Source organism: Providencia sp. PROV261 (assembly GCF_028477945.1).
Classification (GTDB): Bacteria; Pseudomonadota; Gammaproteobacteria; order Enterobacterales; family Enterobacteriaceae; genus Providencia; species Providencia stuartii.
In genome coordinates, this window is sequence record NZ_JAMPMC010000013.1 from 75,742 (window position 1) to 92,011 (window position 16,270).

At 39.6% G+C, this 16,270-nt stretch carries 19 protein-coding genes; 9 read left to right on the plus strand and 10 right to left on the minus strand.

What is annotated here, in order from left to right; all coding sequences use genetic code 11:
• Position 1 precedes the first annotated feature (1 nt).
• Together PR675_RS08860 and PR675_RS08865 are read left to right on the plus strand one after the other, a co-directional pair.
• The gene (locus PR675_RS08860) at positions 2-514 is read left to right on the plus strand and encodes a GNAT family N-acetyltransferase (RefSeq protein ID WP_004919788.1); all 513 of its coding nucleotides are present in this window, start codon (positions 2-4) and stop codon (positions 512-514) included.
• Positions 515-666: 152 nt separating this feature from the next.
• Entirely contained in the window at positions 667-1,218 is a 552-nt protein-coding gene (locus tag PR675_RS08865; RefSeq protein ID WP_141173396.1) for an SMI1/KNR4 family protein, read from the plus strand.
• 118 nt (positions 1,219-1,336) lie between these two features.
• Here the strand turns inward: PR675_RS08865 and yqfB are convergent, their stop codons facing one another.
• From yqfB to frmR, 4 genes are read right to left on the minus strand one after another with little or no spacing between them, the layout of a single operon-like run.
• Positions 1,337-1,657: a N(4)-acetylcytidine aminohydrolase gene (yqfB, locus tag PR675_RS08870; RefSeq protein ID WP_036940233.1), complete on the minus strand. Its 321-nt coding sequence runs from the start codon at positions 1,655-1,657 to the stop codon at positions 1,337-1,339.
• Between the two features lie 59 nt (positions 1,658-1,716).
• A complete protein-coding gene (gene fghA, locus PR675_RS08875; protein WP_060561010.1) occupies positions 1,717-2,547 on the minus strand; it encodes an S-formylglutathione hydrolase in 831 nt (276 codons plus the stop codon).
• A 58-nt stretch (positions 2,548-2,605) separates the two neighbouring features.
• Positions 2,606-3,718: an S-(hydroxymethyl)glutathione dehydrogenase/class III alcohol dehydrogenase gene (locus PR675_RS08880; RefSeq protein ID WP_060561009.1), complete on the minus strand. Its 1,113-nt coding sequence runs from the start codon at positions 3,716-3,718 to the stop codon at positions 2,606-2,608.
• 15 nt (positions 3,719-3,733) lie between these two features.
• On the minus strand, positions 3,734-4,006 hold the full coding sequence (gene frmR, locus PR675_RS08885) for a formaldehyde-responsive transcriptional repressor FrmR (RefSeq protein ID WP_004919776.1): 273 nt from the start codon (positions 4,004-4,006) through the stop codon (positions 3,734-3,736).
• 173 nt (positions 4,007-4,179) lie between these two features.
• On the opposite strand from frmR, the gene PR675_RS08890 reads away from it, so the two are divergent.
• The gene (locus PR675_RS08890) at positions 4,180-4,953 is read left to right on the plus strand and encodes a GNAT family N-acetyltransferase (RefSeq protein ID WP_004919771.1); all 774 of its coding nucleotides are present in this window, start codon (positions 4,180-4,182) and stop codon (positions 4,951-4,953) included.
• 332 nt (positions 4,954-5,285) lie between these two features.
• On the opposite strand, the gene PR675_RS08895 is transcribed toward PR675_RS08890, so the two are convergent.
• Positions 5,286-6,116 carry an acyl-CoA thioester hydrolase/BAAT C-terminal domain-containing protein gene (locus PR675_RS08895; protein ID WP_272582731.1) on the minus strand — a complete coding sequence of 277 codons (831 nt, stop codon included), beginning with the start codon at positions 6,114-6,116 and terminating at the stop codon, positions 5,286-5,288.
• 742 nt (positions 6,117-6,858) lie between these two features.
• Here PR675_RS08895 and PR675_RS08900 point away from each other — a divergent pair.
• From PR675_RS08900 to PR675_RS08915, 4 genes are all read left to right on the plus strand, one after another.
• Positions 6,859-8,022 (plus strand): MFS transporter, encoded by a 1,164-nt coding sequence (locus PR675_RS08900; protein ID WP_004919762.1) that lies wholly within the window; start codon positions 6,859-6,861, stop codon positions 8,020-8,022.
• A 266-nt stretch (positions 8,023-8,288) separates the two neighbouring features.
• The gene (locus tag PR675_RS08905; RefSeq protein ID WP_053110206.1) at positions 8,289-8,477 is read left to right on the plus strand and encodes an FAD-binding oxidoreductase; all 189 of its coding nucleotides are present in this window, start codon (positions 8,289-8,291) and stop codon (positions 8,475-8,477) included.
• Between the two features lie 3 nt (positions 8,478-8,480).
• Positions 8,481-9,254 carry a GNAT family N-acetyltransferase gene (locus PR675_RS08910; RefSeq protein WP_060561007.1) on the plus strand — a complete coding sequence of 258 codons (774 nt, stop codon included), beginning with the start codon at positions 8,481-8,483 and terminating at the stop codon, positions 9,252-9,254.
• Between the two features lie 328 nt (positions 9,255-9,582).
• The gene (locus PR675_RS08915) at positions 9,583-10,143 is read left to right on the plus strand and encodes an adenylate kinase (protein WP_053110207.1); all 561 of its coding nucleotides are present in this window, start codon (positions 9,583-9,585) and stop codon (positions 10,141-10,143) included.
• A gap of 68 nt (positions 10,144-10,211) precedes the next feature.
• On the opposite strand, the gene ddlA is transcribed toward PR675_RS08915, so the two are convergent.
• Positions 10,212-11,315: a D-alanine--D-alanine ligase gene (gene ddlA / locus PR675_RS08920; RefSeq protein ID WP_004919748.1), complete on the minus strand. Its 1,104-nt coding sequence runs from the start codon at positions 11,313-11,315 to the stop codon at positions 10,212-10,214.
• A 138-nt stretch (positions 11,316-11,453) separates the two neighbouring features.
• Positions 11,454-12,338: a LysR substrate-binding domain-containing protein gene (locus tag PR675_RS08925; RefSeq protein WP_014658345.1), complete on the minus strand. Its 885-nt coding sequence runs from the start codon at positions 12,336-12,338 to the stop codon at positions 11,454-11,456.
• A 149-nt stretch (positions 12,339-12,487) separates the two neighbouring features.
• Between PR675_RS08925 and PR675_RS08930 the strand changes: the two genes are divergently transcribed.
• Positions 12,488-13,102, plus strand: a complete 615-nt coding sequence (locus PR675_RS08930; protein WP_040133126.1) for a LysE family translocator — start codon at positions 12,488-12,490, stop codon at positions 13,100-13,102.
• Positions 13,103-13,105: 3 nt separating this feature from the next.
• On the opposite strand, the gene PR675_RS08935 is transcribed toward PR675_RS08930, so the two are convergent.
• The 3 genes from PR675_RS08935 to leuE all read right to left on the minus strand — a co-directional run bounded on the left by PR675_RS08935 (position 13,106) and on the right by leuE (position 14,880).
• Positions 13,106-13,576, minus strand: coding sequence for an NUDIX hydrolase (locus PR675_RS08935; RefSeq protein ID WP_014658343.1), 471 nt, complete (start codon positions 13,574-13,576; stop codon positions 13,106-13,108).
• Position 13,577: 1 nt separating this feature from the next.
• Positions 13,578-13,970 (minus strand): cytidine deaminase family protein, encoded by a 393-nt coding sequence (locus PR675_RS08940; protein WP_014658342.1) that lies wholly within the window; start codon positions 13,968-13,970, stop codon positions 13,578-13,580.
• Between the two features lie 268 nt (positions 13,971-14,238).
• Positions 14,239-14,880 (minus strand): leucine efflux protein LeuE, encoded by a 642-nt coding sequence (gene leuE / locus PR675_RS08945; protein ID WP_036940216.1) that lies wholly within the window; start codon positions 14,878-14,880, stop codon positions 14,239-14,241.
• Between the two features lie 412 nt (positions 14,881-15,292).
• On the opposite strand from leuE, the gene PR675_RS08950 reads away from it, so the two are divergent.
• Complete coding sequence (locus PR675_RS08950) at positions 15,293-16,159, plus strand: AraC family transcriptional regulator (protein WP_060561006.1); 867 nt, start codon at positions 15,293-15,295, stop codon at positions 16,157-16,159.
• Positions 16,160-16,270: the final 111 nt, after the last annotated feature.

Genomic DNA, 16,270 nt, shown 5'->3' on the forward strand with positions numbered 1-16,270 from the left:
TATGAAAATCATACTCCGAAAAGCGACAGAACAAGACGCACAATTACTCTATAAGATAGGCATGGAAAGCTACCTCTATCACTTTGCAAAGCGATGGAAAAATGCAGATGAGCTAGCCAGCTATGTTTATCATGAATACTCTCCCTTTAAAATTATAAGTGACATGCAGCAATCGAATATTGAGTGGTTTGTGATTGAGAATTCCCAACCTATCGGGTTAGTCAAATTAACTTACCATTCCACTATCCCTGATGAAACAATTCAGGGAACCCAACTCAATAAGCTCTACTTTTTACCTAGCCAAACGGGGCAAGGCAATGGCTCCCTCGTATTTAAGCAGATTGAAGCTCTGACTAAGCAGCATGGTGATACCCTATTATGGTTAGATGTTCTCGCTGATAACCACTCGGCGCTCAGTTTTTATCAAGCAAATGGCATGCATAAACTCAAAGAGGTTATATTTACCCGCCATACTCAACAAAGCCTTGAGTTTATTATGGGGAAAGTAATCTAGTTTGCTTAGTGGACGATAATGAAAACCACATTTTCACTCAAGTAAAAGGGAGCTTATTGCGACGATGGGTCATTCGGAACTTGCCTACATGATTTCTGTTTTTTATATAATAAAATTTGCGCGACAAATCATAGAGAAAGGAGTAGCTTGTCATGACGCCAGAACAATTTCATGAGCAAATTTGGAAGGCATTAAAGCCCATCAATAAAGAAGAATTTCACGCCGTTGCCTCAGTTCCACCAACGGCAGAAGCTGTCTCTTTTATTGAGACATCAACGGGGATTAAAATTCCTGAAGAATTCGCCACATTCTCAATGAAAACCAATGGGCTATGCATTATGGCCAAAGAGTCTGTATGGCCTGAAGCAAAATTATTTGATGTGGCTCCTGCATGGACATTCCATTGTGGTGTAGTGCTCCTTGGTATAGATACCGATGATCTCCCTGAATGGGCAAGTATTTTAGAAGCTTATAAACAGCTTGTTGAGCGTTTTGAAATCACAGATGTTCTCCCTTTACTCACAATCTATGGTGACGGTAATCATGTATGGGGTGTTCGCAAAGATGGCGCCTTTGTCGAAGTCTATGATGATGAAATCACTGTACTCGATAAAGAGTTTACTGACGTTTATTCCGAAGAAATCGAAGCCTTGATGCAGCGACTCAATGATATGAAAAAACGCGTCGCCGCACGCCAAAAATAACTTTTAACCACGGTATGAGGGGCTTTTTCCTTAAATAGCCTCTCCTCGATACCATTTAATTGCCCTCCAAACATGTGCTTAAAAATAAAGCTATCTCAATCTTTTCGTTCAATTAATCCTATTCCACTAAACGGTAATGGATAACAAACAGTGATTGCTCTGTTGGATAAATTTCACGAATAAGGCTTTTTAAATTATCCAGCGTCATCGCCTCCTGTGTTGCGTGATACTCCGAAATATCATCGTAATCGATCGGTTCAACAGAGAGGATTTCTATATCCGTATAGTACTTCCCCGTTTCAAGAGCAAACACCTTAACAACTGAGTGCGGTACGTAATGGCTTTCATGTTGATCACGAATAGTAATGACTTTTTTACCTGAGATAACCAAAGGTAGCAGCCGCTCATAAAACGTGATTGTGTCTGGCACTGTATTCACATCAAATCCCTGTATAAAAAATAGGGGTTGGTGATGACAATTTCATCACCAACCGATAATTACGACTTAAGATAACGTGCATGAAATGCAATATGATCACCAATAAAGCTAGCAATAAAATAATAGCTGTGGTCATAGCCTTCATGTAAATTTAATGTGAAATTATGGCGTTTACGCTTGCACACTTCATCAAATAATTCAGGTTGTAATTGTTCTTGGTAAAAAGGATCTGCCGTTCCCACATCAACCAACATCGGCGGTGTCGATTGCGCCTCATTCAATAAATTGATGGTATCATAGCGAGACCAAAGCGATTTATCCTCACCTAGATAAGCAGAAAATGCCTTTTGCCCCCATGGTACTTGTGTGGGAGCAACGATTGGCGCAAAAGCCGATAAACTACAGTAACGGTCTGAGTTACGTAGGCCAATCATCAATGCACCATGCCCCCCCATAGAATGCCCACAAATGGCACGTTTACCATTGGCGGGTAAGTTCGCTTCGACCAATGCGGGCAGTTCGGAGACAATATAGTCATACATTTTATAATGGCTAACCCAGGGTTCTCTTATTGCATTTAAATAGAACCCTGCACCTTGCCCTAAATCATATGCCTCATCATCAGCAACCTGTTCACCTCGAGGGCTGGTATCAGGTGCGATCAAAATAACACCATGCTCTGCTGCAAACTGCTGTGCGCCAGCTTTTGTAATAAAGTTTTGTTCATTACAAGTTAAACCCGATAACCAGTAAATAACCGGGTATTGTTTGTTCGCTGCCTCAGAAGGTAAAAAAGCCGCAAACCTCATATCGCAATTCAATACGGTAGAATGGTGCTGATAGACATCTTGCCAGCCGCCAAAACAGGCGTGACGTTCAATCCTTTCCATACAATCTCCTTATCAATTTGAATGTAAGATAAGCCCGACATTTCGGGCTTGCGGACAATTAATCGTAATGGATCACTGTACGAATGGATTTACCTTCATGCATTAAGTCAAAGGCTTCATTAATCTTTTCCAGAGGCAGTGTATGAGTCACGAAAGGCGCTAACTCAATATCCCCTTTCATGGCATCTTCGACCATTCTTGGAAGTTGGCTGCGACCTTTTACACCGCCAAATGCCGTTCCTCGCCATGAACGCCCTGTTACCAGTTGGAACGGACGCGTCGAGATTTCTTGTCCTGCACCTGCAACACCAATGATAATGGATTGGCCCCAACCACGATGCGCACTCTCTAGCGCAGCTCTCATCACATTAACATTACCAATACATTCAAAGGTATGATCAACACCCCATTCTGTCATTTCAATAAGGACTTGCTGAATCGGCTTATCAAAATCGTTAGGGTTCAAACAATCTGTCGCACCAAATTGGCGCGCTAACTCAAATTTTGCAGGATTAGTATCAATTGCAATAATACGCCCTGCTTTTGCTTGCCTTGCTCCTTGGATAACGGCAAGGCCAATACCCCCTAGGCCAAACACTGCAACAGAATCGCCTTCTTGAACTTTAGCTGTATTATGTACCGCGCCGATCCCCGTTGTGACTCCGCAACCCAATAGACATACCTCTTGGTGATTGGCTTCTGGATTAATTTTCGCTAATGACACCTCTGCAACCACGGTATATTCACTGAAAGTAGAGCATCCCATATAATGGTAGAGCGGTTGGCCATTATAAGAAAAGCGGGTGGTACCATCTGGCATAACACCTTTACCTTGTGTTGCGCGAACGGATACACACAAGTTTGTTTTACCTGATTGACAAAATACACATTCGCCACACTCTGCCGTATATAAAGGGATCACGTGATCACCCGGTTTTACACTTGTGACACCTTCCCCGACCTCAACCACGACACCTGCCCCTTCATGGCCTAACACAACAGGAAATAAGCCTTCAGGATCATCCCCTGATAAGGTAAATGCGTCAGTATGACAAACACCGGTATGACTAATTTTTACTAATACTTCTCCCGCCTTAGGTGGCATCACATCAATTTCAACAATTTTCAGTGGTTCCCCAGGCCCAAATGCGACCGCTGCACGTGATTTCATATTGATTCCTTATTTTTAACGCAGGTATGTTCGAATAAGAGAAATAGCGTCATCAACTGACTCTTTTTGGCTCTGCGTAGTTGCAGACTCCTGTAATCCTTCTCGTAGATGGCTCTCTAAAACCCCCGCCATTAACCCATTGACCGCTCCTCTAATTGCCGCAATTTGCTGCAACACAGCACTGCACTCCACTTCATCTTCTAGAGCCGATTCCAGTGCCAGCAGTTGTCCTTTTAATTTCCTGACCCGAGTCAGAACCGCTTTTTTTTCTTTTGGTGAATGTGGCATCGTTAGTCATCCATCATATACATAGGGGGAGTATAGTATTTTTCAGTTCCACTGTACAGAATAGCAAAATTATAGGTCTAAAAATGCGCTATTGGTGAGGCACGCTATTAAGGAAAATCCGCTTCTTGTAGACTGGCTTTTAGGATAATAAGACTGATAAATGAGATAATTGAATGAAAAATAATGAGCTGTGTTTTTATCAACAAGAGCGTCATTTCTGGTCAGGAATTTGCAAAAATACCGTAAGCATCAGTGATACAGCTATCGCATATTTCTCTGAACTTCCTATTCCCGCCTTTAGTTTTATCTACTTACACTCCGGCGCATCAATCGCTGATTTTAAAGCAGGCAATGCACTGTTTTTTGAACAAAAAAAACCTTATGTCCTTGTCGTACATGAAAAAGTGTTGCCACAGCTCGCGCCAATTATGACTAAGAACCAGTATGAAAGTGATGGAGAAACAACGGCAATGGTACTAACCTCATCAAAGATGGTGGATCATACTGACTGTTTACTGCCTGAAGGCTATAGGATTACCTTAAGTAATGAACAGCTGACTGAATGGGCACAGCCATTAATTACTGCGTTTGCAGCCCCTGACAGTGAGGATGATCCAACAGTCATCAACGAATATATCCGTTATCACCAAAGAGCCTTACAGCGAAAGGGGCAACTTCTACACTATGTATTATTTCATGGCAATACCCCTGTCAGTGCGTTAACTCTAACCTTAAACGGTAGCATGGCTCGCCTAGACGATATCGGTACAGATACACAATATCAGCGTCAAGGGTTGGCAACCTTATTGATTAAACATGCTTTAAAAACCTGCACGCAAAATGGGGTCGAACGTTGTTTTCTTGAGGCATCAAGCGATGGGTTATCTATCTACAAAAAATTAGGGTTTACCCCCCTTTTTCGTTACCACAGCTTTATTGTTGAATAGTGGATTGATGGCTACTCATTCCCACATAAACCATTTTTAATCATTATTTAAAACAAGGTTTCTATGTTTTTATCTGTGAAAAGAGCAACTGCCATGGTTTCAATGCCACTAAAAAATAAAAATAGTGAAAACTGTATTAGATTGGCGGTGTTTATTTTGCAAGCGCCTAACTGACGATCTTGATTAGCGTATTGATAATGAACCTCCTCCCCGGAAGGTTTTTTGGAGAAGGCGTTAAAACAGTAGTTAGTTTATGGTTTGATACCACTCGTTAATATCTTTCACAATCAATTCTGTTTGTGACTTTCCTTCTTGATCGAGGAAAAAGTGATCTAACCCCTGATATGTTTTAAACGATACCTGTGGATTATTAATTTTCCCATCATTCGCACAACACTATGGGGATCTACATTGATATCATCCATTGTTTGAATCACTAAGTGAGGTGTTTTTATCGATTGAAGCAGTTTTTGGTTATTCACTGTTAGCATTTCACGCCACCACTTTTCCCCATGTTCACTCGGAAATTGGTTATCATCTAATTTATTTTGTATTACAGATTTAGCGAATTGTTTAAAACCTTCAATAGATTGCGCGACTTCTTCATTAGGCAATGTTTTTTCAATATTATAAATAACATCGTTAATAAAAAACTGACCGCCACCATTCAATGAGATGGAGGCTTGGATCATATCCGTGTTAGAAACAATTAAATTTGTCACTACCGCCCCTTCACTTCCTCCAAGCAAAATAATATGTTGATAATGGTTTTTTAAATGCCTAATTAAAAATAAATAATTCTCTGCTCTTTCTAATGGAGAATCATTTTTCATATAATCAACAGGACAATTTTCGACTAATGCTCCATCCTCATTTTTTCCAACTTGGCTATCTAATCCCGTTTTTTCAACCAGTAAAATATCATTATTAGGAAATGCCGCGCCAAAATTTTTTATCATCTTAGTGTTATTAATAACACTTTTGCAATCAGAGCCTTGGATCAACACTAATACGTTTTTTGCTGTTTTATCGCTTTGCTTTATTATGTAGTAATGTATCTCTTTCCCTTGTTTATCCTGAATTTTTTGTAACTCAGGACCCTTTTCTGCGTGAGCCGTGAGTGTAAAAGCCACTAATAATAAAATAACAGAGCCTATTTTCATTTTTTACCGTATTTATAATCATAAAATATAACGACATGATTATAGACATCAGAGTGCGCTAAACATGGACTAAAAATGCTGTCTTCTGAATAAAGTTCAACTAAATAAAATTAGGTAAAAGCATAATGAAATTTAATATTTCATTATGCTGAGAAAACGCTAATGTATAAAGGTATGCTGAATATTGCATACTCGTTATCATATATTATTATTTTATTTTGTTGACTAAATTCTGTTGTCAGCACTTGGGACTTTTGCATTCTGATATTCTATTGTGAAACAATTTTCGTGGCACGGCTGCAAGTGGTCGTGTCCTATTTTTTCTAAAAACACGCCTTAACGCTGAATGATCAACTTGTATTGTATCTAACAGTAATCGAACACATTAATTGATTAATCTTGTTTAACTAGGCGCTATTAATACCTAATATACTTCCCTAAGTCATAAATTTAATACATATAACCACAATGCCATGCTGATTATCTCTATCTCATTCGAGATACCGTGCTATTTTTCAAAATCAATATAGCTAAGTATAGATAATATTTTTTTGGTTTCGCATGAGAACCCTATCATATTGATCCTTTAACCTTTATTATTATATAGACTGACAAATGGGCCATCGCACTGATAAGAAGAAATGGACAGAAAAGGGAAATACGCCACCCGATATTAGATGATCCACTTTTAGATACTCTTCATCATAGATAATTTAATAACTAAACTAAATATATTGATAAAATGACTCTATCTCCTGAATTATTAGAAACAACACCGACTACTCCACCAGCCAAAAAAGAGCAAGTGGCAACACGGATTATCTTTTTTATTGCAGGTTTTGCGACCGCTTCATGGGCAGCAATTGTCCCTTTTGTCAAAGCCAATACGGGCGCAAATGACGCCACACTTGGATTATTACTTCTCTGCTTTGGCGTCGGTGCGCTGATTGCGATGCCTTTAACCGGGGCTATTGCTGCAAAATTTGGCTGTCGTAAACTGATGGTGGCCTCGACCATCGCCTTTTGCTTGCTACTCCCTTTACTCCCTGCAATATCACATATCGGTATATTGATTGTTGGCTTATTGCTTTTTGGTGTCGGTATTGGGCTAACAGATTGTGCCATGAACATACAAGCAGTGATTGTAGACAAAGCTTCTGAGAAGCCGATCATATCGGGTTTTCATGGTTACTATAGTGTAGGTGGAATTGTAGGGGCTGGTGCTATGAGTGCCATTTTATTAATGGGTACACCACCAATTGCTGCTGCAATTATTATTTCATTGGTTTCGTTACTGTTGCTGTCTATCAGCTTCAAAGGTTTTTTAAGTTATGCCAATGCACCAACCGGCCCTCTTATCGCGATACCCAAAGGTATTGTTCTAGTCATTGGTATTATTTGCTTTGCTATTTTCCTCGCGGAAGGTACGGTACTAGATTGGAGTGCCGTATTTTTAATCGAGCACCACGGTCTAGAAGAATCCCTTGGTGGATTGGGCTTTGCAGCCTTCGCCACAACAATGACAATTGGCCGTTTAACTGGAGATAAAATAGTAATGCGTGTCGGCTCTGCGCGGGTGGTGTTCTGGGGCGCTCTTTTAGCCTGTATAGGCTTTATGATCGCGGTATTATCACCTTACTTATCCATCGCAATTATAGGTTATGCGCTGGTTGGTGCTGGCTGTTCTAATATTGTACCTGTGATGTTTTCATCGATAGGTAAGCAAAATACGATGCCTGAAGCGTTAGCTGTTCCTGCTGTATCCACACTGGGTTACCTTGGTATTTTAGCAGGCCCCGCCGCCATTGGTTTTGTTGCCTTTCAGTTTACATTAGCGACCGCTCTACTCACGATCGCCGCATTATTAGTCATTATTGCGTTTGTCTCTAAATTGGTGAGAGTCTAAAGCTGACAATTAAATAAGATTTTCACCTTAAAACGCCCTGACTAACCCAATAATTAAACATGCACCTTAATCTCTATTAAGGTGCTTATACAAAATCATTCTATCCGATGATTTCAATCTAATTATGTTGTACCGAGGATTACATCGATGAGCGCCCCGAGCATAGTGCAGTGAATATCGCACAAAATGCGCTATCCGTTATTCAAAATTCATTTATAGGTACAAATAGATTACGCTTAGAAAATGCTTTCATAGGAATGCGACCTATGCCACAGGATGAGATGCCAATTGTCGGTAAAGTTGCTGATTTCAGTGGTTTATATATTATTAGTATGCACGCTGCTATCACATTTGCACCATTAATTTGCCATTTGGCACAAGATGAAATAATACATGGCATAGAGCAGACAGCACTTAGCCCCTATCGATTAACACGCTTTGCGTCAGGTAACTGAAACATGAATATTCCGCTCTACTACTTAAGGCATTATCAGTCCATCGAAAAAACATTTTGGACATCGATTTGTGAGCACAGTATCCAGATCGAACAACATACTATATGTTACCTTACCCCTCTAAATTCGCCTGTATTTAACTTTATTTATCTTCAACCTGAATCATCGATTCAAGCATTTAAGCAGGCTCATCACCTTTTTGTTGCACAAAAGAAAAATCATACACTGGTTGTTCCTGAAGAAATGCAGCAAGATATTGTCAATGAGGCACTCGCCTTAGGCTACAAACGTGACAGCGTCACAACAGCAATGGCATTATCACTTGATAAACAACTCCCTGTAGAACTGCCTGAAAATCAAGTGGATATTGTGTTTGCGAACCATGACCTTTCATTGTGGGCTAAGCCTTTAGTATCTGCGTTTTATATTTCGGATGAACACGATAAGGTTGTCAATGAATATGTCCGCTATCATGAAGATGCTTTATTGCAAGGTGCGCCACAATTTCATCTTGTCCTCTTAGTCGCTGGAGAGCCAGCAACATCGATGACCGTCACTATTGAAGGTAGCCTTGCACGTTTTGATGATATTGGTACGGAGCCAACACACCAAGGGAAAGGCTACGCGACACAATTAATCGCTTATGCGTTAGCATTTTGTCATCAACAAGGTGTTGAACACTGCTTCCTTGATGCCTCAGAAGCCGGTTTCGACCTATACAAAAAGTTCGGATTTGAACCTTTATTCCGTTATATTAACTATGTCTGGTGCAAGTAATTTATTAGGCTGGCAATTAGCCCCTACGGCAGCAAAAGTACTAGTAACATCACGCATAGTTTGATCTCTTATCGCAATAAACAAGGTGTGGGTGTCGTTATCACCATGCACCTTGTGAGTCTCTTACGTTAAAACCAATGCCGCTTTTCTTGAACCATAAGTTGGTACTGCTTATGTTTTGCCTGAATAGTGACATCAAGACATTGAGCATTTTTTGTTTGATCAAATAGAATAATTCACTGATAAGCTTCGTTTTCCAGAACGCTTTTGTGCAACTTTACCCTTCAGTAAACCTGAACGGCATATCTACCATAAAATGATTTAACTCATGAAAATTAATGTTATTGGCTGTAGTGGCAGTGGTAAAAGCACCTTTGCCCGGCAATTAGCGTCACTTTACGCTGTTCCATATATAGAAATGGATGCTCTTCATTGGCAAAAAAATTGGCAACCCGCAACCGATGAGCAATTGTATAAGAAATTATCGCAAGCCCTGCAAAATGCACCAAACGGCTGGGTACTTGATGGTAACTATACTCGGACACAACCCATTAAATGGAAAGAGGTTGAGCTGGTGATTTGGCTTGATTACTCATTCTTACGGACGCTTTATCAATCGGTGCGTCGAGTGTTCTCACGGATCAGAAGCAAACAAGAGCTTTGGCCGGATACAGGGAATTATGAGTCGTGGAAAAATGTCTTTTTTAGTCGTGATTCCATCCTAATATGGATGATAACGACCTATCACAAAAGTAAATGGCCTAGGATAGCCAGTATGGCGGATAAACAGTATCAACATATACGTTTTATTCGATTAACGACGCCAAAAGAAACCCAGTTATTCTTAACGCACCTGCAAAAAAATGTTGCGCAGCATCACCGAGATTAAGGCATAAACTAACCGATGTTTTATTAGCGTGACATCGCACGCTAATAAAATACCGCGATATTAGTCAATTAATTAACATCACACGCTGTTTTTAAAGCAATGGTTTGTTGATATTTTTCAATGCCTAGTTCAATAAGGCGGCTGATCAACGCTTGATATGTCATCCCGCCTTGTTGCCACAATTTAGGGTACATACTGATATTCGTAAACCCTGGTAGTGTATTAATTTCATTGATAATAACGTGATTATCTTCGGTCAAGAAAACATCAACGCGAGACATACCACTGCAATTGAGTGCACGATAAGCCTGTAATGCAATTTCCCGTATTTTATCACTCACTTCAACATCTAAATCCGCTGGTGCTACCACAGACGCACCATTTTCATCGATATATTTGGTGTGATAAGCGTAGAAGCTATCATGTAGAACAATTTCGCCACATGGACTTGCCAATGGCTGTTCGTTCCCTAATACCGCACATTCTATCTCACGGCCTTTCACTGCACTTTCGATCAGGACTTTCATATCGAACAAGAAAGCGAAATCCAATGCTGCCTTAAACTCAGACTCATTAGTCACTTTACTGATCCCAACAGAAGAGCCTTGGTTAGCCGGTTTAATAAATAATGGGAGGCCTAATTGTTTAACAACCGCTTCATAGTTGGCTTCAGTGCGATCCGACGCTGTCAGCGTAATAAAAGGTGCAACATGTAGCCCCGCATCGCGTAGTAATCGCTTAGTGATATCTTTATCCATACAGGCTGAAGAGCCTAAAACACCTGGGCCAACAAAAGGTAAATTAGCCATACGCAATAACCCTTGCAAAGAGCCGTCTTCACCCAAATTACCGTGCACAATGGGGAAAATAACATCAATTTGAGGGAGTGGCTGAGCATCTTCAAGGGAAATAAATTGCTGGGTTGTTTTACCAGGGATAATAGCGATACTGCGTTTTGGCGTACTTAGTGCAATACGAGCGGGATCATTTGCATGGATTAAAAAATCAGCTTCATCATATTCATGCCAATGCCCCTGTTTGTTAATGCCGATTAAGCATACATCAAATCTATCGCGATCAAGACCATTAATGATGTTCTTCGCTGACTGCAATGACACTTCATGCTCTGTTGATTTACCACCAAAAATGACACCTACCCGTAATTTACTCATTACTCACTCCACTTAATAAACCGACAAACCCAAGTCTGGAAATATAACACGCTATAAAATAGTTATGTGACAAAATCTTTATTTATCACATGGTTTTGCTGAAAGAATAAACAATTCGAGTGTAAAGTAAAATCTGTGCTACTCCTTTTGGGTTAGTGTATAGCTTTCTTGAAGGCAATCTTTTAGCCACTCAATAAATAGGTGCAAAGCACTTCCGACAACAGGTGGTTTGGGCGCCAACAAATAATAAGCTGAACCATCTTCGATAAAACCATAAGGCGCGGTTAATTGACCTGATTGCAACTCATCTTCAACCATTAAAAATGAAGCAATCGCAACCCCTTGACCAGAAATGGCCGCCTGAATGCAAAGGTAAAAATGTTCATATGAAACCTGTCGATTACCTTGCTGACTATTGCCCATCTGCTGTTGCCATTGCTCCCAAACAGAGGGGCGAGAAGCTGGATACAGTAACGCAATGTCGCTGGAGCCATCGTGCCAATGTAAATCGGGCCGCTGCACTAACCCCATCCTTTCACGACACACTTCTTCAGCATAAATATGGCTATTCCACTTAAAATCATTACGCCTAAAAGCAAGATCAACACCTGCTTTAGTGAAATCAATAGGCCCTCCTGCCGCAATCAAATGCACCGTAATATGAGGAAATTGCTGATAAAATTGCGTTAATCGAGGAATAAGCCATTTCATAGCAATAGTGGGTTCACAAGAAATACTCACCACATTACTATCAACGACACTGCCAAGCTCTGCTAATGTCTTATCCAATTGAGCAAAGATTTCACTCGTTGTTTGATATAGCTTTTTGCCTGCCAACGTTAAAAAAACCGCTCGGTTACGCCGCTCAAATAATGCAATACCAATCTGTTCTTCAAGCAAACGTATTTGGCGACTGATAGCACTATGCGTGACATGGAGTTCATCCGCCGCTTTAACAAAGCTGCCATGACGCGCGGCGGCATCAAAGAAACGTAATGAGGATAATGGTGGTAATTTCATCATATAGGTAACAAAAACTGACAGATTTACGTCAGCATAAATCGCTTTTTAACTAAATACAATCTATTGATAATACAGTTAATTAATAAACAAGATGATTTATATCAGCAATTTTTAATATCAGTTTTTATTACCTATTAAGGACAGTTAACATGAATGAACTTATTGCTATGGCAGCCATGACTATTTTAGCGGTAATTAGTCCAGGTCCCGACTTTGCCATGGTGACACGTAGTAGTTATGCTTATGGCACAAAAATTGGGTTGCTTGCAGCATTAGGTATAGCCTTTGGGGTGCAGGTTCATGTTTTTTATACTGTATTCGGTGTAACACTGCTTATCATGAACTCACCGACGCTTTTTACTATTGTGAAATTATTTGGTGTGGGATATTTAATTTATATTGGATTTAGCTCATTTACCAATAAACAAAAAATCAATACAGAAACCGGTGAAACACCTAAACCTACAAGATTTGCTGCCTTTAAAATGGGCTTTTTAACTAATGCATTAAATCCTAAAACCATGCTATTTGTCGTTTCTGTATATACGCAAGTGCTCCAAAATTCTCACTCATTAATGCTTAATTTGAGTTATGGGTTTTTTATCTCTTTTGTTCATTGGCTATGGTTCAGTTTGATCGCGTTATTCTTCGCAGCGCCCGTCATACGCAACCAAGTTCTCAATTACCAATTCGTGGTGGATAAAATAATTGGTCTGTTATTAATGGCGCTCGGTGTTTCATTGTTGTTTTTAAATATAAAATAAGTTTTATTTCAACAAGTTAGTTTCATTTACCATGCTTGCCAATTGCAGTAGATCATGTGGGATATTGAGATTGGCTAGCTCTTCAAAAGGCACCCAACAAAATGCAGGATCAGGCGTTTTATCTGGCGATACAAGCTCACATAAATACACCATATCAATATGCCAATGATCCCCTTTTTCTTTATCAGTTATAAACTCTTTTAAGATGGCTAAAGGCATGGGCAAAGCAGTGACTTTTTCACAACCCGTTACCTTGGTTGCTGTTGGATAGGCGCAATCAATCACGCGGCAATCTAACCCTGTTTCTTCCCGTACTTCACGCATTACCGCATCTTGAGGCTCTTCATTATCTTCTAAATGCCCTCCCGGTGGGAGCCAACACCCTAATTTGCGATGCTTATGTAATAAAAACTCCCCTTTTTGATTACGCAGCAATGCCGTTGCCGTGAAATGTTTATCCTCTTGCGTCATCATTCTATTGTTCTCTATTTTGTGTGGCTTTCCAATCATAAGGCATCAATTGCTCTAAGGTGACTTGAGTTTCATTATCGACCCCAACGAGCGTCTGCTTATTTTTATTGGATAATTGACTGACTAATTCTCGACAACGCCCACAAGGCGGTACAACATTTCCAGCGGAATCAACGGCAACCATCGACTTAATGACCGACTTTCCTGCTTTGAGTAATTCAGCAACAGCGCCATGCTCTGCACAAAAACCCAGAGAGCACGCCGTATCAATGCTAATACCTGTATAAATTTCACCATCTTCCGCTTCTAGCGCGGCAGCAACATAACCACATTCAATATAATCATTGATAATAGATGGCTTTGCATAACGGCTGGCAATTTTGACTAAATGCTTCATCAGGTATACATCCTTTTCTCACAGAATAATTTTAATTTTATTATGTCGTTTATCTATGTTGGAAGCCAAACGTGCTCTTTCACCGTTCCATTAGCCAGACTATTTCTGAACACATTTGTACCGCAATAATTCCACTCCAAATCACATGATACTGAAATTCAGAGCACAATTTTGGACGACGGGTTGTATTAGAGACTTGAGAATTGTTTCGAGATTACAGTGATAAAAAAGCCGGCTCATGGCCGGCATCATCATATAACCCTAAAAACTAGGCGGCTAACGCTAATTTAGCCCCAAACATTAAGAAGATAGCACCAATGCAGCTATTAGATAATTTAGACAGTTTTTTGTTATGTTTTACCATGTTAGTAACAGCAACAGCACCAAAAATCAGCATTGATAGATAAATCATACTGCATGCTTCAAGAATGCTGCCTAAAATAAAAAACGGTATGCCTGCATTAGGATAAGCAGGATCAATAAACTGAATAAAAAATGACACATAAAAAATGATCATTTTAGGATTAAGCAAACTTAAAAACACCGCTTTTTGGTATGTTCCTTTCGCTGCTAATACTATTGCATCCACATCCCCAACCGGCTCTTTTTTATGAAAGACGCTATACAGCGTTTTTATTCCTAAATAAACTAAATAGGTAGCGCCAACATACTTAATTACACTAAAAAAGATAGGTGATGTTTTAACCAGTGAAGCAACCCCTAAAAACGATAAAAAAATCAGTATCGCGTCACCCGTAAATACGCCTAGCGCGGCTTTATAACCATTTTTAATGCCATACTTTGCACTACTCGTTAACACAAACAAAGAATTTGGGCCTGGCACCAATGTAATAAAAATTACACCGATTAAATACGTCCATAAATTTGTGATACCAAGATTTTCAAGCATAAGGAACCCGCTAACTTAATAAAAGTTATAACAAAAAATAAACATATTCAGTTAATATTGACTATGATACACGGGGTTATCTTACTATAAAAGATATCACTACACGCAAATAAAAATATGGGCAAATATGCCATATATAGATCAATAACTAGGCTGAATAATCTAAAAATATTGATTTTCATGAACCAATAATTCACGAAACAAACCAAAAATAGAATCGTATTGACACTGACATTTATCTTAGGTTTTTATTCCGTAATATTAAAAATCATTGAAACAATAACCCAAAATAGGTCATTGGGTAGTGATAGTGAAAATAATTAAGATTAAGGGTATAAATAGCATATGTTTAATGCAATATAACTGTGTGTTTATATTCCGTTTTTATCATGGGTAAAGAGTAGGTATTGGGATGGAAAGTGCCAATTATTTTCATTTGCGAGAACTGGGTGGCTTAGAAATGATAGAAGCCCAGTACCATCAACAAAAATTTTCCCGCCATAGCCATGAAGGCTTTTGTATTGGTGTGATTGAAGATGGTGCTCAGCAATTTTTTCGTACTGGTGAAAACCATTATGCACCTAAAGGCGACATTATTGTGGTGAATGCGGATGAAATCCATACAGGCTCTTCTGCTGTAGCTGGCGGCTGGGCCTATAAAGCTATTTATCCTACCCCTGAAATGTTTCAACGCTTAACCTTAGATTTAAAAACGGATAACTACGGAGTGATCCCTTGGTTCCCTAACGCAGTGATCCAAGATCCCGGTTTAGCAGCTCAGTTAAATTTACTATTTAATTTATTATTACAACCCAATAACACCTTATTCAAAGAGACCTTATTACTCTCATCAATGAGCTGGCTTATTTTGAAATACAACAAAAGCCGAGTACAACCCAATGATATTCCCCCTGCAAAACAACGTATGCAGGATATTTGTGACCTAATCATGAGCACCGCAGAGCAGGATCATTCCCTAAGTGAGTTAGCAGCAATTGCTGGGGTAAGTCAGTGGCATTTTCTACGTCAGTTTAAATTACATACAGGCACAACCCCCCATACATTTTTAATCCAAGCAAGATTATACAAAGCTAAAAAATTGCTATTACAAGGGGAGAAACCTGCTGATGTTTCAAACCAGTGTGGTTTTTCTGATCAGAGCCATTTCACACGGCATTTTAAGAAATCCATTGGGGTCACACCTAGCCAATATACGCGGCATATTACCAGTGGCGGCATTCATTTATGCAAGCCCTTATTTCCGTTATCGGCTGAATAACCGCTTTTATTATTGCTTAAAAGATAGCTGGGGATATTGCGTGCAAATTGTCCACATTGTGTAAATTAAAGGCTAGTTATTTACTTTTATGCCATGGCATTGGTGATAATA